At 44.0% G+C, this 23,142-nt stretch carries 26 protein-coding genes; 18 read left to right on the top strand and 8 right to left on the bottom strand.

All coding sequences use genetic code 11. The annotated features are described in order from the left end of the window. Positions 1-112: 112 nt before the first annotated feature. Positions 113-445 carry an iron-sulfur cluster insertion protein ErpA gene (erpA, locus tag Q4B79_RS01260; protein WP_303084611.1) on the top strand — a complete coding sequence of 111 codons (333 nt, stop codon included), beginning with the start codon at positions 113-115 and terminating at the stop codon, positions 443-445. Between the two features lie 14 nt (positions 446-459). Further along, the gene (locus Q4B79_RS01255; RefSeq protein ID WP_303084610.1) at positions 460-1,083 is read left to right on the top strand and encodes an RDD family protein; all 624 of its coding nucleotides are present in this window, start codon (positions 460-462) and stop codon (positions 1,081-1,083) included. A gap of 154 nt (positions 1,084-1,237) precedes the next feature. On the opposite strand, the gene Q4B79_RS01250 is transcribed toward Q4B79_RS01255, so the two are convergent. From Q4B79_RS01250 to Q4B79_RS01220, 7 genes are all read right to left on the bottom strand, one after another. Next, positions 1,238-1,645, bottom strand: a complete 408-nt coding sequence (locus tag Q4B79_RS01250; RefSeq protein WP_303084609.1) for a hypothetical protein — start codon at positions 1,643-1,645, stop codon at positions 1,238-1,240. Between the two features lie 146 nt (positions 1,646-1,791). Then, entirely contained in the window at positions 1,792-2,619 is an 828-nt protein-coding gene (gene mutM / locus Q4B79_RS01245; protein WP_303084608.1) for a bifunctional DNA-formamidopyrimidine glycosylase/DNA-(apurinic or apyrimidinic site) lyase, read from the bottom strand. A gap of 289 nt (positions 2,620-2,908) precedes the next feature. Continuing rightward, on the bottom strand, positions 2,909-3,316 hold the full coding sequence (locus tag Q4B79_RS01240; protein ID WP_303084607.1) for a glycosyltransferase: 408 nt from the start codon (positions 3,314-3,316) through the stop codon (positions 2,909-2,911). Between the two features lie 263 nt (positions 3,317-3,579). Further along, positions 3,580-5,496: an NAD(P)-binding protein gene (locus tag Q4B79_RS01235; protein WP_303084606.1), complete on the bottom strand. Its 1,917-nt coding sequence runs from the start codon at positions 5,494-5,496 to the stop codon at positions 3,580-3,582. Positions 5,497-5,498: 2 nt separating this feature from the next. Then, complete coding sequence (locus tag Q4B79_RS01230) at positions 5,499-7,850, bottom strand: Tex-like N-terminal domain-containing protein (RefSeq protein ID WP_303084605.1); 2,352 nt, start codon at positions 7,848-7,850, stop codon at positions 5,499-5,501. 226 nt (positions 7,851-8,076) lie between these two features. After that, entirely contained in the window at positions 8,077-8,364 is a 288-nt protein-coding gene (locus Q4B79_RS01225) for a 4a-hydroxytetrahydrobiopterin dehydratase (protein ID WP_303084604.1), read from the bottom strand. Positions 8,365-8,442: 78 nt separating this feature from the next. Then, positions 8,443-8,718 carry a GNAT family N-acetyltransferase gene (locus tag Q4B79_RS01220; protein ID WP_303084603.1) on the bottom strand — a complete coding sequence of 92 codons (276 nt, stop codon included), beginning with the start codon at positions 8,716-8,718 and terminating at the stop codon, positions 8,443-8,445. A gap of 122 nt (positions 8,719-8,840) precedes the next feature. On the opposite strand from Q4B79_RS01220, the gene Q4B79_RS01215 reads away from it, so the two are divergent. From Q4B79_RS01215 to ettA, 5 genes are all read left to right on the top strand, one after another. Next, positions 8,841-9,599 carry a sulfite exporter TauE/SafE family protein gene (locus Q4B79_RS01215; protein ID WP_303084602.1) on the top strand — a complete coding sequence of 253 codons (759 nt, stop codon included), beginning with the start codon at positions 8,841-8,843 and terminating at the stop codon, positions 9,597-9,599. Between the two features lie 2 nt (positions 9,600-9,601). Continuing rightward, positions 9,602-10,048: a hypothetical protein gene (locus Q4B79_RS01210; RefSeq protein ID WP_303084601.1), complete on the top strand. Its 447-nt coding sequence runs from the start codon at positions 9,602-9,604 to the stop codon at positions 10,046-10,048. 12 nt (positions 10,049-10,060) lie between these two features. Further along, positions 10,061-10,477 carry a hypothetical protein gene (locus tag Q4B79_RS01205; protein ID WP_303084600.1) on the top strand — a complete coding sequence of 139 codons (417 nt, stop codon included), beginning with the start codon at positions 10,061-10,063 and terminating at the stop codon, positions 10,475-10,477. A 12-nt stretch (positions 10,478-10,489) separates the two neighbouring features. Then, entirely contained in the window at positions 10,490-10,909 is a 420-nt protein-coding gene (locus Q4B79_RS01200; RefSeq protein WP_303084599.1) for a hypothetical protein, read from the top strand. 98 nt (positions 10,910-11,007) lie between these two features. Continuing rightward, positions 11,008-12,669: an energy-dependent translational throttle protein EttA gene (gene ettA / locus Q4B79_RS01195; RefSeq protein ID WP_303084598.1), complete on the top strand. Its 1,662-nt coding sequence runs from the start codon at positions 11,008-11,010 to the stop codon at positions 12,667-12,669. 356 nt (positions 12,670-13,025) lie between these two features. Here the strand turns inward: ettA and Q4B79_RS01190 are convergent, their stop codons facing one another. Next, positions 13,026-14,438, bottom strand: coding sequence for a phosphomannomutase CpsG (locus Q4B79_RS01190; protein ID WP_303084597.1), 1,413 nt, complete (start codon positions 14,436-14,438; stop codon positions 13,026-13,028). 177 nt (positions 14,439-14,615) lie between these two features. Between Q4B79_RS01190 and cysK the strand changes: the two genes are divergently transcribed. Genes cysK through yjgA form a run of 11 tightly spaced genes read left to right on the top strand, consistent with a single transcriptional unit; the run spans position 14,616 to position 23,109 of the window. Then, complete coding sequence (gene cysK / locus Q4B79_RS01185) at positions 14,616-15,542, top strand: cysteine synthase A (protein WP_303084596.1); 927 nt, start codon at positions 14,616-14,618, stop codon at positions 15,540-15,542. A gap of 59 nt (positions 15,543-15,601) precedes the next feature. Continuing rightward, positions 15,602-16,432, top strand: coding sequence for a nucleoside triphosphate pyrophosphohydrolase (gene mazG, locus Q4B79_RS01180; RefSeq protein ID WP_303084595.1), 831 nt, complete (start codon positions 15,602-15,604; stop codon positions 16,430-16,432). Next, entirely contained in the window at positions 16,425-16,751 is a 327-nt protein-coding gene (locus tag Q4B79_RS01175; RefSeq protein ID WP_303084594.1) for a ComEA family DNA-binding protein, read from the top strand. The genes mazG and Q4B79_RS01175 overlap by 8 nt, the downstream gene beginning before the upstream one ends. Positions 16,752-16,808: 57 nt before the next feature. Next, complete coding sequence (gene pcnB, locus Q4B79_RS01170; protein WP_303084593.1) at positions 16,809-18,608, top strand: polynucleotide adenylyltransferase PcnB; 1,800 nt, start codon at positions 16,809-16,811, stop codon at positions 18,606-18,608. A 2-nt stretch (positions 18,609-18,610) separates the two neighbouring features. Then, positions 18,611-19,105: a 2-amino-4-hydroxy-6-hydroxymethyldihydropteridine diphosphokinase gene (gene folK, locus Q4B79_RS01165; protein ID WP_303084592.1), complete on the top strand. Its 495-nt coding sequence runs from the start codon at positions 18,611-18,613 to the stop codon at positions 19,103-19,105. Then, on the top strand, positions 19,098-19,529 hold the full coding sequence (locus Q4B79_RS01160) for a hypothetical protein (RefSeq protein ID WP_303084591.1): 432 nt from the start codon (positions 19,098-19,100) through the stop codon (positions 19,527-19,529). Before folK ends, Q4B79_RS01160 begins: the two co-directional genes overlap by 8 nt. A gap of 19 nt (positions 19,530-19,548) precedes the next feature. Beyond that, positions 19,549-20,370, top strand: a complete 822-nt coding sequence (panB, locus tag Q4B79_RS01155; protein WP_303084590.1) for a 3-methyl-2-oxobutanoate hydroxymethyltransferase — start codon at positions 19,549-19,551, stop codon at positions 20,368-20,370. 8 nt (positions 20,371-20,378) lie between these two features. Continuing rightward, the gene (locus Q4B79_RS01150; RefSeq protein ID WP_303084589.1) at positions 20,379-20,822 is read left to right on the top strand and encodes a hypothetical protein; all 444 of its coding nucleotides are present in this window, start codon (positions 20,379-20,381) and stop codon (positions 20,820-20,822) included. 24 nt (positions 20,823-20,846) lie between these two features. Next, the gene (gene panC / locus Q4B79_RS01145) at positions 20,847-21,686 is read left to right on the top strand and encodes a pantoate--beta-alanine ligase (protein WP_303084588.1); all 840 of its coding nucleotides are present in this window, start codon (positions 20,847-20,849) and stop codon (positions 21,684-21,686) included. Positions 21,687-21,694: 8 nt separating this feature from the next. Next, complete coding sequence (gene rapZ, locus Q4B79_RS01140) at positions 21,695-22,573, top strand: RNase adapter RapZ (protein WP_303084587.1); 879 nt, start codon at positions 21,695-21,697, stop codon at positions 22,571-22,573. Between the two features lie 29 nt (positions 22,574-22,602). Beyond that, positions 22,603-23,109: a ribosome biogenesis factor YjgA gene (yjgA, locus tag Q4B79_RS01135; protein ID WP_303084586.1), complete on the top strand. Its 507-nt coding sequence runs from the start codon at positions 22,603-22,605 to the stop codon at positions 23,107-23,109. The last annotated feature ends 33 nt before the right edge of the window (positions 23,110-23,142 follow it).

Genomic DNA, 23,142 nt, shown 5'->3' with positions numbered 1-23,142 from the left:
GGCAGGTTTAACATCTAAAAAAATGACTATTATACCTTGTATCGCTAAAATTTGGGCTTATTATGGTATAATTATCCGTCAATAATTTTAAAAATACCAAAAAGAGAACGCCATGCAAAACGCCATGACCCTAACCGACAATGCCGCCAAAAAACTGCAAAAGCTAAAAGACGCAGAGGGCAACCAAACGCTCATGCTCCGCATCTATGTGACAGGTGGGGGCTGCTCGGGATTTTCCTATGGCTTTGATTTTGCCGATGAATTAGACGATGATGATGCCACATTTGATAACGGCAATGCCACCTTGGTGGTGGACAGCCTAAGCTATCAGTATCTACACGGCTCAACCATCGACTACGTAGAAGGCTTGGAGGGTTCTCGTTTTGTGGTGGACAATCCAAACGCTGTTACCACCTGCGGTTGCGGTTCATCTTTTTCCATCTAACGCCCCAAACTCTCATGACAAAACAAGAATCCAAAAAACCCACCCCCACCCCCAAAATCACCCCTGATGAAACCCTCATCATCGCCCACCCCTTTGTGCGAGTGATGGCGATTTTGTACGATGGTATGCTGATTTTGGCGATGTTATTTTTGGTGGGGGCAATCGGTGCGGTCGTCGGTACGCTGTTATTTATGGAGGTGGGGACAGATTCTGCCGATGCCAAACAGCTCCCCCAGTGGTACCAAAATGGCGTAATGACACCGCTGTTTGTTTTGACACTGATTGGGTTTTATGGGCTTTTTTGGCGAAAATCAGGGCAAACGCTAGGCATGCAGACATGGCGATTAAAGACCGTAGACAGCTTTGGCAATCTACTTTCGTGGGGACAAAGCACACGTCGTATCATCAGTGCCTGCCTCCTGCCCCTACTGTGTGCAACCATCGGTGGCATGCTACACGGTGCAAGACTTGCGGTGCTAGTCAGTGCGTTTTTGGGGTTTTTGTTTAACTATCTTTTTTGTTTGCTCAACTCTCGTGGACTGGCAGTACATGACATTCTTTCAAATACCATGACCCTAAAAACCCCCAAAGTCCAGCATAAAAGCCTATGGCAATCATGGCGTAACAAGCAAAAATAGCAATCAAGCCACACCACAGCACCAGCACTACAATACCTACCACAAACCATCAATGCTAACCCCAAAATATCAAAAAACCTATTTACCAAAACTTGGTAAATAGGTCGGAGAAATAACACCAACTTAAAATTGATAAATCTGCAATGGCACCAAATTAGCGTGGATTTACCACGACATTTTGGTCTGTGTTAATGATGATTTCTGATGGTCTGTCCACAGTAATACGCACTTCGTTTGGATTAACTTCATGGGTATTACGATAGGTGTCATACGCCTCAGAACAACCCACACAGCGAGAAAATGCCTGCCATGGCTTGGCCACCAACGCCTCATAAGAAGTATCTACACTGTCTGATGCGATAGAAAATGGCAAGCCAATCACGTGCAACGCAGTACCTGCTACCGCACCAACGAACTGCAAAGGCTTGGCAACAGTAACATCTAACACCGCTGTACCATAAGTTGGACCGAAATCCTCTTCGTTAATCTCAATAGCAGCATGAGCGGACGTACCAATCATGGTTGCAGCAACCAAAGCAAGAATAGAGTGTTTAATTTTCATAAGAATACCCCAATAAATATAGGTGATCCACCCAAAAGATAAAATTATCCATATTAAAACAAGTTACGCCCACATTATCAAGCCCTTTTTATGAAAAAGTAGGTAAAACGCTAGATTTTTCCGATAAGGGGCAGACCTTGCACCGCTTAATCTGATTGAATAATGTCAAAAGGCTGGCAATTTGGACAATAGACGCTGGCTCTACCAGCAATTTTAACATCATCTAACACATGATGACAAACCACACAAGGCTCGCCTGCTCGCCCATACGCCATAAGGGTTTGCTGAAAATAACCCGCCTTACCATCACCCACACGAAAATCTTTGAGGGTTGAACCACCTTGCTTGATGGCTTTGGCGAGGATTGTCTTGATATTTTTTACCAAATCAGTCAGCTTATCCATACCAACCTGACGAGCGGGTGTGGCAGGGTGAATGCCCGACAAAAACAAACTCTCTACGGCGTAGATATTACCCACACCCACCACCACAGACTGCTCCATGATAAGCGTTTTGATGGGCTTGGCGGTTTTGCGAGCAAATTTGGCTAAGTATGCCACATCAAATTCATCAGACAATGGCTCAACACCCAGCTTATCCAAATAACACCCTGCATCCGCTTGCCACATTACCATGCCAAAACGTCTAGGGTCATGATAATGCAAGCGAATACTACCAAAGCCAAATACCACATGGTCATGCTTACGTGGCACAAGGCAGGTGTGCTGTTGGAGACTACCTGACATACCCAAATGCACAAGTAGCTCCAACATTTGTCCGCTTTTATCAAAAGATAAAATCAGATACTTGGCACGGCGAACCACGCCCACCAACACCGACCCAGCCAATTCATCAATATCATCTGGGATAGGCTCACGCAGGCGATAGCCTGACACATAGACGTCATCAACCATCTGACCGATGAGCGGAGATAGGCTAAGTTTGGTGGTTTGGACTTCTGGTAATTCTGGCATGGCTACACTCTAAAATAAAAACATCGCAAGCAAAAACCTTAATTTTCGGCATTTGTCTTAGATGATGGTCTTTGATCACAATTTCAACCTTGCTATTTGGGCACGCCCTAAGTTGCTAGCCTTACCTCATCAATGCGATGATAATTTTTTACCAACCCTTTTCCAATACTGTGCCACCAGAGGATTTTTTACATCATCAAAAAATTGCTTTCTGTTATTTTGGTATTTTTGGTGCATTTTACTTGGTGCGATTGCTTTGACCGAAGAATTTTCAATTTTAAAAAATCGCTCATGCATGATACATGCAAGGTATCGCCAAAAAACTTTTTTTGTATTTTGAAATGCCCCATGCTTCCATCAGTACCAAAAGACGTTGCCAAAAATCAGGAGCAACTCGCAAATCCACATCTAAAAAACTAACCGCACACCCTTTGGCGTGCTTCACACCAAAATCACGGCACGCTCCGATAGAAAACGGACTACCAAAAGTATCATGATAAATATAAATCACACCATGAGTTTGACAGATTTTTTGACATTTTGTTCTGTAATCTAATGACGAACCAGAGTCCACCACCATGAATTCTAGCGGTAAATCTTTGGGAATAGATTTGAGCAATTCTTTGAGTCGATACATCAAATAATCGCTAGATTCGCTTTCGCAACGAAATGGAATGATAACGGACAGCTTAATCATGACACAATTCCTTTTAAAATGTTACTACTATTCTGCCCCCCCTGATTTGCAAGCTGTTTTAACACCAAGTTTTTGACAAGAACCCAAATTTTACCAAATATGCTTCATAAAAAAACCCAAAAGCAAATAGGCTCTTGGGTTTATATCCGGTGCAAGACTAAGAGATGATCATCAAAGCCCCACATGTTTGAGTAATAGCCCAAACCACCAACTTTGGCAGGTTCTTTGGTTTTGGTGGTTTATTGGATTTATTAATTCTGTATCTACACCCCAATCTCATCAACCGCACGCCATGCTTCATCTATCGCCCCATCGGCATAAGGGGTCCAGCCAGCGTCCGATCCCGCCATGTAGATATTGCCATGTGAGCGTCTGACATTGGCTAACACCTTATCAGCCACCTCATCTTTATCAAACAAGCGGTTAAATTCATAACTGTACCCATGCCCCCAACGGTTGATGGTTACCGCCAAGACTTTATCGTCCAGATTTTCACCTGCCAGATCGTAGAGTTCTTTGAGTTGATCAAGTGCTTGTTTTTCTAGATCGTGATAACTGGCTTGATACAGTTCGGCTCGTCCGATTTTACAAGCTTCTCGGACATCTTTGCCTGTGCCGTATGGTACAGGGATACGCACCATGTGTACAATGATGGGTTCGCTAGGATCATTGGCATGATGATAGCCACCCATGCTGACTGGATAATCCAATCGCACCAAACAATAAGGGCTGGTGGGAGCGGTTAATTTATAAATACCCAATTTTTCAAAGGCTGTCCAGTCCTTCAACAAGACTTTGGTGTGAATCATCGGCACTTTGACATTTTGTGAAAAATCCTCCTTTTGCTCTTGGGGTAAATCACTATCCAAATACGGTATCAACGCATGATGACAGGCAAGCACACAATGAGTGGCATCGACACGATGTAGTTTGCCGTCTTTTTTGTAGCCGACCATCACGCCTTTTTTACCGTCTTTTTCGATGTTTTTGACTTGTACAGCCGTAGCATTAAGACGGACATTAAAGGGTTGTCCTGCCACATCAAGTTTGGCGTAATCAAACTTATCAAGGACAATCGCCTCCATGTCGGTTTTGCCTTGGGCGTTTTTGGGGTTTGAGACGATGTTGGGGTTTAGTTTTTTGACAAGCAATCGAGCGATGGAAGCATTGCCGTCTGGAAAATGAAAAATGTAGGGTTCGCCTTCACCCTCATCGCTCGACAAGCCCAACTTATCAAAACCAACATAACCATCATAAAAAGCATCTAATGCTGACAAACCATCAATATTAAACCCCCAATACTCCAAACAAATGTCCGATAGGTAGGTGACTGCCGAATGGGGCAATTTTGCATAATCCTTTAAAAACGCATCATAACTGATGGTCTTTAAAAAATCCTCACGCTTACTTTGTGGCATATCACCCAGATAATCTTGGGGGTTGGCATAAATATCAATCAATGCTTTTTTGTCGGTGTCGGATAATGGTGCTTTTTCAAAAAAGGTCTTAGCATTGTCGGCATTAGGTGTGTCAGCGATGACAGTACTTTTGCCAAAGTTCTTTTGATTGAAAAACACACCGTGCTTTAAGTGAAACTTATCAAAGAACTTTTGATCAAAGTAGGTGTAAAACTTATCAATATCCACCCCCAACTCCTTCAACAGCCCCATCGCCTCATCGCTGTATTCGCTGGGCGTATCGATGGATTCACTACCACCATAGCTGATGCGAAAGATCTCTTTGCCATCGACGGTTTCTAAAAACTCATTGCGTTTGGCGTGCCCACCAAAATCATCGTGATTTTCTAATACCAAAATCTTGGCATTGGGGAATTTTTTTTGATAAAAATAAGCCGCCGCCAAGCCACTAATGCCAGCACCCACCACGACCAAATCCACCGTTTCTAGTACAGGCTCGCCCGATACATCAAATTTGACTTTTTTCCACGCCATTTCGTGAGCGACATCATAACTACCCTCGTGATCGCCTCGCAAACCTGTGAGGCTTGGCGGATAGGTTGAGGTGGTGGGTGGTGTGGGCGTGGAGGCTTTGGGAGTGATGTCCGCCTTTGGGGTGGGTTTTTCGTTGCCACAGGCGGTTAGCGTACCTGTTGCCATGCCTGCAATTGCCACTGCTGTACCATTTAGAAAATCGCGGCGAGTAATGAGCTTATTTTTCATCGTCAACCCTGTTTAAGTCCCGCCTGCTGTAATAACGCCCCAAGACTGCCCACTTTGGCATTTTCTTTGGTTTTATCTGATCTTGGTTTATCAAATTTAGGCTTACTCACTTTGTCAAACTGGCGTTTTGGCTTATCAAGTTTTTCTAATTTTTGTGTCTTATCAACTGCTTTGGCTTTATTGGCTTTTGCTTGTTTCATTGTCAAAGCAATGCGTTTGCGATTCTCGTCCACCGATAGCACTCGCACTTTGACAATATCTTGGGGCTTGACAACATCGGCAGGGTCAGATACAAAGCCGTCTGATAATTCAGAAATATGCACAAGCCCATCTTGATGCACGCCAATATCCACAAAACAACCAAAGGCAGTTACATTGGTAACCACACCTTCAAGCTCCATACCGATTTGTAAATGTGCCATTTGGCTAACATCATCACGGAATTTGGCGGTCTTAAACTCACCTCTGGGGTCGTGGGCAGGTTTGGCAAGCTCAGCAAGCACGGTGGCAGTTTGGCTAAAATCATCACCGCTGTTATTTAAAGATTTGGCAAGGGTTTCGTTACCAAGCACCTCACTCAACGACTTACCCGCCTTGCCCAAAATCTCATACACCAACCCATAGCTCTCTGGGTGTACGCCTGTTGCGTCTAGTGGCTCATCGCCGTCTTTAATCCGCAAAAACCCTGCCGACTGTTCAAAGGTTTTGACACCCAAACGGGGTACGGCTTTGAGCTGTTCACGGTTTTTAAATGCTCCATTTTCACGGCGATAATTAACAATCTGCTGGGCGACATTTTTGTTAAGTCCTGCAATGTGCGACAAAATCGCAGGGCTTGCGGTATTGACATCAACCCCCACCGCATTGACGCAGTCTTCGGTTACTTTATCAAGGCTGCTTTCAAGCTCGGTTTGATTGACATCGTGCTGATATTGCCCCACGCCGATTGCCTTTGGCTCTACTTTGACAAGCTCGGATAAAGGGTCTTGCAGTCGTCTTGCAATAGACACCGCCCCACGCACTGACACATCAAGGTTTGGTAGTTCTTGACTTGCTATCTCGCTTGCCGAATAGACGCTCGCCCCTGCTTCGCTGACGACAATGGCTTTGGTGGATAGGGCATTTTCGCTGATAACTGCCTTAACAAGCTCGTCCGTTTCTCGGCTTGCTGTGCCATTACCAATGGCGACAAGTTCAACATTGTGAGTTAAGATTAGCTGTTTAATGACTTCTTTGGCAGCATCAGGCGTTTTGTCGGTAAAAGGATATACCGTGTCGGTGGCAAGCACATCGCCTGTGGTGTCAATCACCGCCATTTTGACCCCATGACGAATACCGGGGTCTACGCCTAATATCACTTTTCGTCCTGCGGGAGCAGTCATCAAAAGGTGTTTTAGATTTTGGGCAAAGACACCGATGGCGTGCGTTTCTGCAATCAGTCGCCGTTCGGTCAAAAGGCGGTGTTCTATCTGTGGTCGCCATTTGATTGACCAAAGTTTTTCTGCCGTTTCGCCCAAGAATTTGCCCTGCTCACTTGTTTCGTCTATATTTAATGACTGTTTAATTTGGTGAATGTTTGGCTCATCTTCGCCCAATACCGACAGTACCAAAACATTGGCTTGACGACCACGGAGCATGGCAAGCAGGCGGTGATTTGATAGTTTGGCAAAGGGTTCTGTATGGTCAAAGTAGTCTTTGAATTTTTCGCCTGCCTCTCGTTTTTCTTCGCCTACAAGCTGTGAATGAATGCTGGCGGTGGTATTAAAACTTGTGCGTACTTTGTCAAACAAATCCAGATTCAATGCCCATTCATCAAGTACAATCGCCTGTACGCCAGCCAGCTGTAAATCGGTGGTGGAATAATCCACATCAAAACTCTCGCCTGTGTCATCTGTTACGGTGCTGACAGGCGTATAGTCGCTTAAAATGGACAAACTTTCCCCCGCCAAAATCCGCTCGGCAAAGGGGCGAAGTCCTGCCAAAGTCGCCTTAGCAGAGAGCGAACGGCGTTTTGGGCGGTAGGGCTCATAAATGGCATCAAGCTCCAATTTGCTGGTGGCACTTTGCACACGCTCTGCCAGTTCATCACTTAGGGCATTTTGATTGGTCAAAAGTTCAAGCACTTTGTTACGGCGGATTTCTAACTCTCGCTCATGGGTCAATGCCTTTTCAAGCTGACGCAGCATGTCGTCATCGAGTCCGCCTGTTTTGTCCTTACGATAACGAGCAATAAAAGGCACGCTCGCCCCTTCGTCAAGAAGCTCGGCAAAGGCTTGTACTTGCTCGGCACGCACGGCATGGGCGGTGGCAAGCTTTTGATAAATGGCGGTATGATTGATGACTTGAATATCCATAATATCCTACTGTATTACACAATAAACTCGCTATTATACCAAGTTTTTCAAGGTTTGGGGTAGATTTACACAAGTGGTCTTGGGAGTCTATCGCTTGTATAAGTTGCTAATTTGACACATTTAGCCAAACGTAAAAAATTTCCACCACTTTCATTCATACCGCCGATGTAATGGTTTTAATGCAACCAAAAATAAAAAAGCCACGTTTTGCAACATGGCTTGATGATTATTGTGTAAAACACGCCTGTATCCGCTTGGCAAGTTGCACGTCCCTGCCATATATTTCAGGGTCATCGACTTCACCAATCGTAACCGACACGGCGGTGTAATACTGGGTGAGACGTGGATAATGTTCCAGCTCTTGGCAATAAAACGCCAAACGAGTGATAAACGCCACCGCAGACGCAAAATCCCCAAATTCAAAGGTTTTTACCAAACGATTGCCGTCCAGTTGCCAATCAGGTAAAAAGTTTTCCAACTGTAAAGCCACTTGGTCGGAAGTGAGTGTACTCATAGACTTTATCCAGATGTTAAAAGGTGTCCTATTGTACCAAAATTTTTGACAAAATCAGCAGGATTTTTGTAACTTACCTTATGCCAAAAGCGACTGATATTCGGGTCGTCTTTGGATATAGCTTGCCACAAAACTGCAATTTGGCACGACCGCCTTGCCATTATCACGGGCATGGTCTAAGGCGAATTTCACCAAAGCTGTCCCCACACCACGACCGCCAAGCTCAGGGGGGACAATGGTGTGATTGTAATTTAAGGTATCATCATCAACCACTTCATAACTTAAAAAGGCGGTATGACCGTCAATGTGAACTTCAAAGCGTTGGGTGGTGGGGTTGTGAATGATGTTGGTCATGGGGTGTCCTTTTAAAATTGTTATTAAAGAAGTCTTATCATAAAGAAAATCGGAGCAGTTGTAAATGGATTTTTTGGCAAAATTTGTTATACTTTAACCCCACCTTTACAATCAATACGGACATGACTGCTTTCGCCCTTATCATCTTAACTTTTATCATCGCCAGTATCTTTCATGGATTGACAGGCATTGGCGTAACGCTCATCGCTACCACCGCTTTGGCAAGTAGCTATCCGATGTCGCACGTTTTGGTGCTGACGGTCATTCCTTGTTTGCTTATCAATTTGGTGGTGTTTTTGGACGGTGGGCGGATTGTTTATTATCTTAAAAAATACTGGCTTCTTGTGCTAACAAGTTTTGTTGGTAGTTTTATCGGCACCAAACTTGTCTTTATCATTGCAAGTCATCATCTGTTGATTGCACTAGGGCTACTCATTGTTGGCTATGTTGCCATGCAGTTTGTGGCGATGAGCGTGGGCAAAAATTTTAAACTACCAAACACCACCCCAAGCCTTGTGATAAGCGGTACGATTGCAGGGGTGTTGGGCGGAGCCACCAACGCCATGTCGCCCCTACTCGTGATGTATTTGCTCTCCGCTACCGAACACACCGATGACCCAAAAACCGAACTCATCAAGGCAAGTAACCTTTGCTATGTCGTTGGCAAAATCGCCCAGCTTATCGTACTGTGGCAGGCTCTGACTGCTTTGCCCAAAAATGACTGGCTGATGATTGGTGTGGCGAGTGTGGTGTCGGTGGTGTTTTTGTATTTAGGATTTTATTTTAGGGATAAAATATCCCAAGCCATGTTTAAAAAAATCGTGCTTGTCATTTTGCTGATATTGGGCGTACGAGCGTTGATAAAGGGGTTTGGGGTTTAATAATGACAAATAAAAATATGACAAAGTATCCAACCCCAAAAATCATCATCGCTTATGCCTTATTTACAGGCTTATTAAGTGGTCTTCTATCCTTGCCATTTGTTAGCCTTTTTATGACAAGTCGTAATGATTGGGGTTATTTGGCTATTTATTTTTATTGGTGGTTTTTGGTGAGTTTAGTACCTGCCTTGTTAAGCGGTATTGTGATTGGCTATTTTAAAATCATCATCAAAAGACCCTTTGACTATTTGAAGCCTTTTGGTGTTGCATTTTTGGTATTTTTTATTTTGGGGTTGGTGTTTATTGGCGTTTTGGCACTTATGGAAATTGATTCAAGATTGTTGAAATTTGAAAGTGCTATCTACTTTATTATGCTAATATTTTGCATTGCATTGATAAGCGGAGTGTCATCAACCATATTAGCCAAATTTATTTTGCCAAAATATTAAAAGGAAAATTTTATGAATAAAAATAATGAAAGCAAATACCCAACTTTAAAAGTCATCATGCTTTATCCATTGTTAGGCGGACTGGTGGGCGGTGTAGTTGTCTTGCCTTTTTCGCTTCCTGCGGGGCTGGATTGGATTGCATTTCTTTTAATTATGGCGTGGCTAGTTGGGCTTACTCCTGCTTTATTTGCAGGGATTATGTTGGCTTATTTTAAGATAAGAATCTTAAATCCAGAGCATTATTTAAAGGCATTTTTTATTGGCTGGCTGGCAACTTTACTGCCTTCATTATTGACAAGCTTAATTGCCTTAATTGGCGAATCATCAGTGAACCACTTAATAAGATTTGTTGGTGGCTCGATATTATTTTCTATCATCGGAGGCGTATCATCAGCAATTCTTGCTAAATTTATTTTACCAAAATGTTAAAAGGAAAATTTTATGAATAAAGAATTAAAAGATACTTATCCTAATGACAAGGTTATCAAAAATTATATCCTATTTGGCACTTTGGTTTTTAATTTTCCAATTTTTGTTTATTTTTTGCTAATCATTATTTTTAGAAGTGATACTATAAGCATTATCATTATGGCGACCGCGTTATTTTTTGGCATATTAAGTACAGTGATTTTTATGGCAATAGTTGGTTTTGTTTTGATTAATTTACAAATTAAAATTACTAAATTATCTGATTATGTTAAGCCGTTTTTGGCGGGATTTTTGATTTCTTTGGTTGGATTTTTCTTGTTTAATTTAATGATTTTTCCTGAATTGTATGGTTTGATTGTGAGTTTGTTTTTGGCGTTATTTGTGGGAATTATTTCAGCGATATTAGCCAAATTTATTTTACCCAAATCCTAAAACAAAACACCTTGCCCAAACCCAAAAATAATGCGATAATAGCAAGTTAAATCCCCCATTTTTATTTTACCATTTTTCTTTTTAAATCAAGGATTTATATGGCTCAATATATCTACACGATGAACAAAGTCTCTAAAATCATTCCACCCAAACGGGAGATTTTAAAGGACATTTCACTTTCTTTTTTCCCAGGTGCCAAAATTGGCGTTTTGGGTCTAAACGGTGCAGGCAAATCCACCCTACTACGCATTATGGCGGGCGTGGACACCGAGTACAATGGCGAGGCACGCCCCCAAGCAGGCATTAAGGTGGGCTATCTGCCCCAAGAACCCCAGCTTGACCCCAACAAAACCGTGCGTGAAAATGTGGAAGATGGCGTGCGTGAAGCCCTAGACGCCCTTGACCGCCTAAACCAAATCTATGCCGAGTATGCCGAGCCTGACGCTGATTTTGATAAGCTCGCCGCCGAGCAGGGCAAAATGGAGGACATCATTCAGGCGTGGGACGCTCACAACCTAAACACCCAGCTTGAAAAAGCCGCCGATGCCCTACGCCTACCGCCTTGGGACGCTGATGTCTCCAAGTTATCAGGCGGTGAAAAACGCCGTGTCGCCCTGTGCCGTCTGCTCTTATCCAAGCCTGATATGCTCCTACTTGACGAGCCAACCAACCACCTTGATGCCGAGAGCGTGGCGTGGCTTGAAAGATTTTTAAAAGACTATTCTGGCACGATTGTGGCGATTACCCACGACCGCTATTTTCTGGACAATGTCGCTGAGTGGATTTTGGAGCTGGATCGTGGCTATGGCTACCCCTATCAAGGCAACTACACCGAGTGGCTAGAACAAAAAAATAAACGCCTAGAACAAGAACAAAAACAAGAAGAAGCCTTTGCTAAGGCGTTAAAACAAGAGCTAGAATGGGTACGCAAAAACCAAAAAGGTCAGCAAGCCAAGTCCAAATCTCGCCTAGAACGCTTTGAAGAGATGAACTCTCGTGAGTTTCAACAGCGAAATGAGACGGCAGAGATTTATATTCCACCAGGACCAAGACTGGGCAATAAAGTCATTGAGGTCAAAGGCATTTCCAAATCCTTTGGCGACCGCCTGCTTTATGAAAACCTATCCTTTACCGTGCCACCAATGGCAATCGTAGGCATTGTAGGGCCAAATGGGGCGGGTAAAACGACCTTGTTTAATATGATTACTGGCAAAGACACGCCCGATACTGGCACGGTAGAAGTGGGCGAGAGTGTCAAAGTCGCCTATGTGGGACAGGTGCGTGATAACCTTGATGACAAAAAAACGGTGTGGGAAGAGGTGTCGGACGGTCTGGATATGATTACGGTGGGCGAGTACACCACGCCATCACGGGCTTATATCGGACGCTTTAACTTTAAGGGTCAAGACCAGCAAAAACTGGTTGGCAACTTATCGGGGGGCGAGCGAAACCGCTTGCAACTTGCCAAAACCCTAAAACAAGGGGCGAATGTCATCTTGCTGGACGAACCGTCCAACGACCTTGATGTGGAAACCTTGCGTGCCCTAGAAGAAGCGGTAGAAGTGTTCCCCGGTACGGTGATGGTGGTGTCGCACGACCGCTGGTTCTTAGACCGTATTTGTACGCATATTTTGTCATTTGAAAATGAAACGCCTGAATTTTTTGATGGTAATTATTCTGAATATGAAAAATGGCGTAAAGAAAGGCTAGGGGCAGATGCTACACCTAAGCGTATGAAATATAAGAAGATTGGGGGCTGATTTAACTTTCAATGATAAAAACAGCGACTTAAATGGGTCGCTGTTTTTGGTAGCATTAATATGCAAAACTCCCTAATCTTAAGAAATAAGAAGGCTCTTTATGGTTATATGGCGTGGAATTTGGGTAATACCAAAGTATTTTGTCCGCAATCGGTAGATTTTTTCAAAGTCGAAAATCAAAATGAGCGAAATAAAATGTCCGAAAAATGTTTAGTCATTAATGGTAAATATTTACAACTTGTGAGTGAATATTATTTAGTAAATCAATAAATCAATAACAACCCCATCAAATAAGTGTTGATAAAAAGGGAGGGTCATGCAACATAAACGCATACCCCTCCTTTTTTACACATACATCAATGGTCGGCACTCACCGCCCCACACTCTGCCAATAGTGCCAAAATTTCATCGGTTTTGGCTTGTAATAATGCCTTGTCGCCTTTGGTTTCGATGTTTAGGCGAATGAGTGGCTCGGTGTTACTTGAACGCAAATTAAACCGCCACGCCCCAAAATCTAGGCTTAGCCCGTCTAGGGTGTTTTTGGTGGGGGCAAAGGTGCTGTATTTGTTTTCTAGTTTGGTGCGAATGTCGTCCGCTGTCAGCTCGCCCAAGCGGAAATTTAACTCGCCTGAGCTAGGGAAATCATCAAGATAACCGCCAACGAGTTCGGATAAAGTTTTACCCGTCACGGACAATAATTCAATGACCAACAGCCACACAATCATGCCACTATCACAGTAAGCAAAATCACGGAAGTAATGATGTGCTGACATCTCTCCGCCATAAATCGCCCCTGTTTCACGCATGACTTGCTTAATGAAGGAATGCCCTGATTTGCTGATTTGGGCAACGCCACCATTTTGGGCGATGACATTTTCGGTGTTATAAATCACACGGGGGTCATAGACGATAGATTCGCCTTGATGTTTGTTTAAAAATACTTGGGCAAGCATACCCACGATGTACGAGCCGTCAATAAAACGACCTTGTTCATCAAATAAAAAACAGCGGTCAAAATCACCATCAAACGCCACGCCAAAATCCGCCCCATGAGCGATGACCGCCTCCGATGTCGCCTGTTGGTTGGCGATAATCATGGGGTTGGGGATACCGTTGGGGAATGAGCCGTCTGGGGTGTGGTGGACTTTGATAAGCTCGATTTGTCCGCCTAGATGCTTTTCAAGTTCGTCCACCACAGGGCCTGCCGAGCCGTTACCTGAGTTTACCACGATTTTTTTGGGGGTAAAGGCGTCGGTATTAACAAAGCTCATGAGCTTATCAATGTAGGCGGTTTTGTCGGTGTTTAAAGTTACCGTACCTTTGTCTGCGGTAATAAACTCGCCACGCTCGGCAATCGCTCGAATGTCCGCCAAGCCTGTGTCGCTACTGATGGGACGGGAGTTTTCACGCACCATTTTTAAGCCGTTGTAATTGATGGGGTTGTGGCTGGCAGTCACTTCAATACCACCGATTGCCCCATAGTGGCTCGTGGCAAAATACACCTCCTCAGTACCAACCATGCCCAAATCAATGACACTCACGCCTGCGTCCGTGATGCCGTCTATGGCGGACTGTTTTAGGCTTTCGCTAGATGGGCGAATGTCCGAGCCGATGACGATGGTGGGATTTGGGGTGTTGCCATTGTTTAAAAATTGGGCAAAGGCACGCCCAATGCGATAGGCGATGGCATTGTCCAGATTGACATCAAGCTCGCCACGCACGTCATAGGCTTTAAAGCAAGAAATGGTAATGGGGTTAAATGTAGTCATGATGGTTACTCCATGTATCGAGTGGTTGGGGTTATTTTAACACAAGTTGCTTGCTACTTTTATAAATTCTAAAATGGAATAATTGTTTTGGAATTTTGCTTAACATTTTTTATTTTAAGCTGTTAAACTGATAAAAAATTTGCTATGCTAGCTTATCATTTTATCACAGGAAAATTTATGAATATCGCAAACAACATTACCGACCTTATCGGTAACACGCCACTGGTAAAAATCAATACCCTTAACACAAGCGGTGCCAATCTTTTTGCCAAACTTGAATATTTTAACCCAGCAAGCTCCGTCAAAGACCGCATTGCATTGTCAATGATTAACGAAGCTGAAAAATCAGGACTGATTAACAAAAACACCAAAATCATCGAAGCCACATCAGGCAATACAGGCATTGGACTTGCGATGGTATGTGCCTCCAAAGGCTATCAGCTTGTCATTACCATGCCTGAGAGCATGAGCCTTGAGCGTCGTGCCTTATTGCGTGCGTATGGGGCAGAGCTTGTACTGACCCCAGCATCAGAGGGCATGGGTGGAGCGATTGCCAAAGCGAACGAGCTTGCCAGTCAGGACGGCTATTTTATGCCACGCCAATTTGACAACTTAGCCAACCCCAAAATCCACCGTGAGACTACCGCCCAAGAAATTTGGAATGACACAGACGGTCAAGTGGACATCGTGGTCGCAGGCATTGGCACAGGTGGTACAATCACAGGCGTGGGCGAAGTATTAAAAGAGAAAAACCCCAACATCAAAATCATCGCCGTTGAGCCAGCGGATTCGCCTGTATTTAGCGGTGGCGAAAAAGGCCCTCATAAATTGCAAGGGCTCGCTCCTGGTTTTGTGCCAAGCATTTTAAATACAGGCATCTATGATGAAGTCATTACCGTTACCACCGAAGATGCCTTTGCCACCGCACGTCAGATGGCAGAAAAAGAAGGGATTTTGGTGGGAATCAGCTCAGGGGCGAGCGTCTGGTCAGCCCTGCAAGTAGCAAATCGCCCAGAAAACGCTGGCAAAAACATCGTTGTGATTATCCCATCATCAGGCGAGCGTTATCTATCCACCGCTTTGTTTGCGGATTTGACGCAGTAACCAAAGATGATTTTGCCCCATGATTGTGCTATCATGGGGTTTTAATTTTTGATAAGACCATGAAACCCAGTCCAAATTTTAACGACCTCCTCACACTCATGGCACGTCTGCGGACGGATTGCCCATGGGATGCCAAACAAACCAACCAATCCCTCCAAAAATACGCCATAGAAGAAGTCTTTGAACTCATCGATGCGATTGGGGCGGATGACCACAGCCAGCTTGCCACCGATGACATCAAAGGCGAGCTTGGCGATGTGTTGTTGCAGGTGGTTTTTCATGCACATCTGTACTGCGAGCAAGGACGATTTGACATGGGCGATGTGATTTACGCCCTCACAGAAAAGCTCATCAGACGACACCCTCACGTCTTTGACAAAGAAAACCTACGCACGGACGAAGACGTCAAAAAACGCTGGGACGAAATCAAAGCCCTTGAAAATAAAGACCGCCCAAAACGTCTTTTGTCCGAAGTCAAATCAGGTACGGCTCTTAATACCGCCCAAAACCTACAAGACAAAGCAGGGAGCGTGGGTTTTGATTGGGCGAATTTGGGTGGAGTGCTGGACAAACTGGACGAAGAAATTGGCGAATTAAAAGCTGAATTGCCAAACGCAGAGTTTTGCTATAAAACTGACAAATTAACCGCCGACCAAAAAGCAAAAATCGCCGACGAGCTTGGCGATGTGTTATTTGTTTTATCCAATTTGGCTCGTCATGTGGGCGTGGACGCTGAAATGGCATTACAAAACACCAATGCCAAATTTAAAAGACGCTTTGCCTTTGTGGAAAAATCCTTATTGGATAATGGCAAAACTTTTGCTGATAGCAATTTGGCAGAAATGGATAATTATTGGGATAAGGCAAAAGCCATTGAGAAACATGATTAAATTCATCACCGCCTTGACAATTTGGCTAATAACCACATCGGCATTTGCAAGCCAATGCTATGCCGACCCTAGACTTGCTTACCAAGCCCTTATCAATGACAAACAAAGCAAACAAACCCTAAGCGAGCGAGTCAATATCAACACCGCCAGCATGGGCGAGCTGGCCACATTAAAGGGCGTGGGAGCAAAAACCGCTCAGGCGATTGTGGAGTATCGTGAGATGTTTGGGCGGTTTGAGAGCGTGGACGATTTAACCCGCGTCAAGGGCATTGGCGAGGCAACCTTAGAAAAAAACCGCCACCGTTTAACGGTGTATTAGCTTTTTTGGCAAAGACAAGGTAAAATAAACCCAAATACCATTTTTTCGGAGAATACGGTGGCGACACGCTTACCCAAAAACCCAAAAACCATTAAACCCACTCGCCACAGTGCCAAATCGCTGGGGCTGTCGGTCTCTCATTTGCCACGCAGTATCGTGGAAGTCGTCAGCACGCTCACCAAAGCAGGATTTGAAGCGTACATCGTGGGGGGCGGTGTGCGTGATAGCTTGCTTGGGCTTGCCCCTAAGGATTTTGATGCCGTAACCAACGCTCGCCCCCATGAGATTAAGGCGGTTTTTGGGGGGCGGTGTCGGATTATTGGCAGACGTTTTCAGCTTGCTCACGTCTATTCGGGGCGTGAACTCATCGAAGTGGCAACATTTAGAGCCCCGCCAAAGGACGACACGCACACCACCGATGATGGCATGATTACCCGTGATAACGTCTGGGGGACGATAGAGCAGGATTTTGCCCGCCGAGATTTTTCCATTAACGCCCTGTATTATCAGCCCATTAAAGGCGAAGTTTTAGACTTTTGTGGGGCGATTGACGACATCAAAAACGGCACATTAAGGCTCTTAGGCGATGCCAAAGTGCGTGTTGAGGAAGACCCTGTACGCTTGCTTCGTGCGTTGCGGTTCAAGGCGAAACTTGGGTTTAACTTTGATGATAATTTAGCCAAACAGTTTAATGACACAAACTGGGCACTACTCGAACAAGTCTCCGCCCACCGTCTGTATGACGAAAGCCAAAAGATGTTTTGTGGTGGCTATCTTGCTCCGCTGTTACCCCTACTCTTTCAACATGGGGCGATGACAAGCCTCATGCACCATGCTCCGACCGCTCCGACCGCCTTGATGAATGCCATTGCCGTCAATACCGACAAACGTATCGCCAAAGATTTGGGGGTAAATGGGGCGTTTTTTTATGCGGTGCTGTTGTGGGAAAACTATTTACACGCTTTGGCAAAATTTAAAAAACAAGGCTTGCACTTTTTTGATGCCCAAACCAAAGCCCTCGCCAAAGTCATGAACGACCAACGCACCAAAACCGCCATTCCTAAGTTTGCCGAAGAGTTCATTGCAGGAATTTGGTTGTTTCAACCCAAACTTGTGAACCCCAAACTCAAAGAAATCGCCACGCTTGCCACGCACGCCAAATTTAGGGCAGGATTTGACTTTTTGCTGATGCGTGAGTCCTTTGATGATTGTGTATTGTCCGAACCCACGAGTGGCATGGGAGCATGGTGGCAACAATACCAAGAGCAAAGCGAAACAGGCAAAGCGGTGATGATAGAAGCGTTTGGCAATGGCAAAGGCGTGCCAACCACTCGCCGAAATCGCCGTGCCAGAGTGGCGTTTGACGCGCCCGAAGCTGACACCACCCCAATCACAACACCTGATAACCCACCCACGCCACGCCCACGCCAAGCACCCATAGTCAATACCGCCATTGACGTGCCGATGTTTGCCCCTGTGACGTATAGCGAAGCGGACTTTTTGCGACTGCTTGCCAATGATGAGCCGTACATTCCTGCCCAGCGTTATCGCAAACGTGAGCCGTCATCTACGCTATCTATCAAAGAGCGACAAGACACAGAGGACGACCTACCCAAAGCCAGCACGGACAATGCCAAACCCTCTGACAAACCCAAAAAAGCCAAAAAGGGCAAATCGGATAAAGTAAAATCAGAAAAAGCAACGCCAAAAACCAAAGGCGACAAAGCTAAATCTGATAAGGCAAAAGCCAAAAAAGCCAAAAAAGCCAAAGCGGATAAAGCGGATAAAAGTAGCAACAAAGTCGACAAGCCCAAAAAACGCAAAAAATCCAACGCCAAACCACGAGCGGGGGAATAAGCATGGGTTGGACGACTTGTTATATCGGGCTTGGGGGCAACATCGCCAACGAACACGGCACACCCAAAGAGCATTTACAAAACGCCATTCACGCCTTTCAACACAGCGAGTATTTTAGCCATGTCGCCACATCGTCTTTATATTCGTCCAAAGCCTATGGCGTAACCGACCAGCCCGATTTTGTCAATGCGGTATTAAAGGCGGACACCAGCCTTGCCCCGCTTGACCTATTGGATTTTTGTCAAACCCTAGAAAACACCGCAGGGCGAGTGCGACTTCGGCATTGGGGCGAGCGGTGTTTGGACGTGGACGTGCTGTTGTATGGCGATGAAACTATTCATCATGACAGGCTGATAGTGCCACATCGGGAGTTATTGCTTAGGAATTTTGTGGTAATTCCTTTGCTTGAAATCGCCCCTGATTTGGTGGTGAATGGACAACAGGTAAAAGAATTAGCGGTGGCGAGTGATTGGGGTGGGTTAATTAAAAATGTTTGAAAAAACAATCCAAAATCCTTATTTGGGGACATTAACCAGTCAAGGGCAATGCAAAACTTGGGAAGTTGAATGCCAAATCAATGGTTTTGATGATGAATTTTCATTTCAAGTTTGGGGCGATAAAAATGGATTAATGCCTCATCAAGAAATCGCCGTCCGCCAATTATTTGAAAACATCAAAAACATTAAAGAAAATGCCACTTTACCAATGATAAATTTTTGGCAAGGTATTGAATTTTTAGAAGACTATTTTCCTAATACCATTTTAGAAAATAGAGAAGCCATTTGGCAATATTTACACCCTGCATATAGCGAAATTAGAGATAATGGCGAAATTGCATTGGGTTTTGTTTATTATATAGGTGATTATTTAGTATTTTTAAAAGTAATGGATGGTCAATTTAAAGAAATTGGCACCGAGTAACAAAGGGATAAAAAAAAAAATGACTTATTTAACCCAAAAAGCCCCCATTACCCTATCTACCCTTGCCAAATATAAAAAAACTGGCGAAAAATTTAGTTGTTTGACTTGTTATGATTCAAGTTTTGCTCATTTAATGGCAGTTGCCGAAATTGATACGATTTTGGTGGGCGACAGTCTTGGCATGGTGGTGCAAGGGCAAACATCCACTTTGCCTGTAACGGTTGCTGATATGGTCTATCACACCCAAAATGTCGCACGAAGCAATAGCCACGCCTTGATTATGACCGATTTGCCGTTTATGAGTTATGCGACTTTGGCGGACGCTGTCGCCAACGCCCGTGTGGTCATGCAAGCAGGGGCAAATGTCGTGAAAATTGAAGGCGGTGGCGAATTGGCTGAAATTGTAGCGGTTTTGGCAAAAAATGGCGTGCCAACTTGCGTGCATTTAGGCTTAACCCCCCAATCGGTGAATGTGTTTGGCGGTTATAAAGTGCAAGGCAAAACCATTGAGCAAGCCGAAAAGTTATTAAACGATTGCGAGATTTTGGTAAATGCGGGGGCGAGTATGATTTTGTTGGAATGCGTGCCTGCCGAGCTTGCCAAAAAAGTAACCGAAAAATTTAGTGTACCTGTGATTGGCATTGGGGCGGGCGTGGATACGGATGGACAAGTCTTGGTAATGCACGATATGCTGGGTGTTTATACCAAAAAGGCAGCCAAATTTGTCAAAGACTTTTTAAAAGATAGCGGTAATGAAACAGGCGATATTTTGGGGGCGTTTGTTAATTTTCATCGGTCGGTAAAAAATAAAAGTTTTCCGAGTGTGGAGCATACTTTTTAAGGAAAATCATGTATCTAAAACGCCATTTTATTACCACACTTAACCCCATTGAAATTAAAGAAAAGTTAAATAAAAATATCAATTCCCAAATTGGTATTCATAATTATTTTTCATTTCACAAAAAAGAAAATTGGTTTGGTTCTGTTAGTGAAAATGGCTTTATCTTAACTCAAACACCAAAATGGTATCGCAAAAACTCACCCATTCAAATAAAAGGAATAATAGAACCATTGCCCTATAATGGTGGCTCTAAGATAATATTAACCATGACTGTAAAAATCAATGTTTTTATTGGTGTTTTATTATTGTTGGGTTTTATTGTATTTTCTTATAATAATTTACCAGACGCTGTTTGGTTCTTTTGTTCTATGCTTGGGATTTTGTGTGTTATAATTCTTGTAAATGCTTATTGGCTTAGTGAACAGTTAAAAAGCGAATTAAATGCTTGTTGATATTTGATGATAGAGTAAATAACAATGAAATTATTTCAAACTATTTTTGACTTACAATCCGAATTAAAAACGCACCGTACCAAAAAAATCGCTCTTGTTCCCACAATGGGCAATCTGCATAATGGGCATATTCAACTTGTCAATATTGCTAAAACTTATGCCGATATTGTGGTGGTGAGTATCTTTGTCAATCCCACCCAGTTTGGGGTAGGCGAGGATTTTGATAGTTATCCACGCACGCTGGACGACGATTTGGCACAATTAAAAACCGCGGGTGCTGATATTGTCTTTGCCCCCAGCGTGAATGAAATGTATCCCACTTATCCGCCCAATGTGCAGGTATTAAGTGGCGGAATGGCTCAAATTTTGTGCGGAAAATCTCGCCCCACGCATTTTGATGGGGTGGGATTGGTGGTGAGTAAATTATTTAATATCGTCCGCCCTGATGTTGCTGTTTTTGGCAAAAAAGATCATCAGCAATTGGCGATTATCCGCCAGTTAAATGATGAATTAAATTTTGGTATTAAGATTATTGGTGGCGAAATTGTCCGTGCCGATGACGGGCTTGCATTGTCATCAAGAAATGGTTATTTAACGCTTAATGAAAGAGCCATCGCCCCTGTCATTTATCAAACCCTACAAAAAATTAAAGTCGATATTTTAAATGCTGATTTTGAAAATTATGCCAACATTATGCAAAAATATCATAATGACTTAACCAATCTGGGTTTAAAAGTGGATTATTTAGAATTGTATAATGATAAATTACAAATCCCAACCGCCAATGACAAAAATTTAGTGATATTAACTGCCGTGTTTGTGGGCAAGGCAAGACTTTTGGATAATATTGAGATAACTTTATAGGAAATAAAATGACTGACATACAGCACCCCCAAATCATCATCGTCTCAGGGCGGTCAGGCTCTGGCAAAACATCAGTGCTCAACATCTTAGAAGATTTTGGCTATTATGTGATTGACAATCTCCCCTTATCGCTCATCAATCAAGCGGTGGACGATTTGATTACCAACAACGTCAAACAAGTCGCCTTAGGCATTGACGTGCGAAATCCCAATGCCGATTTGTCCGCCTTTGAAAGCGTGTACGAAACCTTGATTGACCGCTACCAAAACGCCGTCAAAATCCTATACGTTACCGCCCAAGAAGGCGTACTTGTGGCACGTTTTTGGGCGACACGGCGAGTCCACCCCCTACTGCCTACGGCAAATAACCTACCCAATGCTCTTGCTCGTGAGATTGAGCTACTAAAACCCATTGCTACCCATGCCGACATCAAAATCGACACCAGCACGCTCAACATTCACGAACTCAAAGAAAAAGTCCGCCAGCACATTGGGCTGGACAATGTCGTTACGGTCAATATTTTATCCTTTGGCTTTAAACACGGTACACCCATTGACGCAGATTTTACCTTTGATGTGCGAATTTTGCCAAACCCCCATTGGCAAGAAAACCTACGCCCACAGACGGGGCGTGATGATGCGGTCAAAGCGTTTTTTGCAGACTATCCCGAAGTGGACGACATGGCAAATGACATTGGTAATTTTTTGGGCAAATGGCTACCGCAATTTTTAAACAACAACCGCTATCTGGTAACCGTTGCCATTGGCTGTACGGGGGGCAAACACCGCTCGGTCTATGTTGCCGAAAAAGTGGGCGAACTCCTCAAATCTCGCCTGCCCGCCAACATGCCAATCATCGTCAAGCACCGTGAAAAGCGGTATTGGTAAATTTATTTGTTTTATTTTTTGAGCATTTTATGAACATTGACTGGTCAAAACAAGACATGCGAGTTTCTCGCACCGAAATCAAAAAATCGCACGAACGCCTACAAGCCTTGTCCGAACCCCTATCCAAACTGTCCAAAAAACAACTGGAACAACTGCCAGCGAGCGAATACTTTTTGGACGAGCTACGACATCTCACCGAAATCAGTAGTCACACCGCTAAAAACCGCCAAATCAAACGGATAGGCAAACTCATCATCGAAGAAGACCGCCATGTATTGACCCAAGCCCTATTTGAAATCGTCTTTACGCCTGAGCAACGCACCAAAATCCAGACATGGTTTAATCGCTTACAACTGACCGATGATGGCACCATCAAGCAATTTGTCAAACAGTTTAAAAAGGCAGAATACAACAGCGTCTATCAACTCCTACTGTGGATAGCCTACGCCAAGCATTTGGGTGATGACGAGCTACTCATGGAAAGTCAGACGGATTTTGAAAGTTATGTCAAAGAAGTGGCGATTTTATCCTACTGATTTGGCAAGTCCAATAATAAGCCAGTGATATTT

Source organism: Moraxella sp. (assembly GCF_030525845.1).
In the GTDB taxonomy this organism is placed as follows: Bacteria; Pseudomonadota; Gammaproteobacteria; order Pseudomonadales; family Moraxellaceae; genus Moraxella.
Note: the sequence above shows the minus strand (reverse complement) of the source record. Positions and strands in the feature narration are given on the sequence as shown.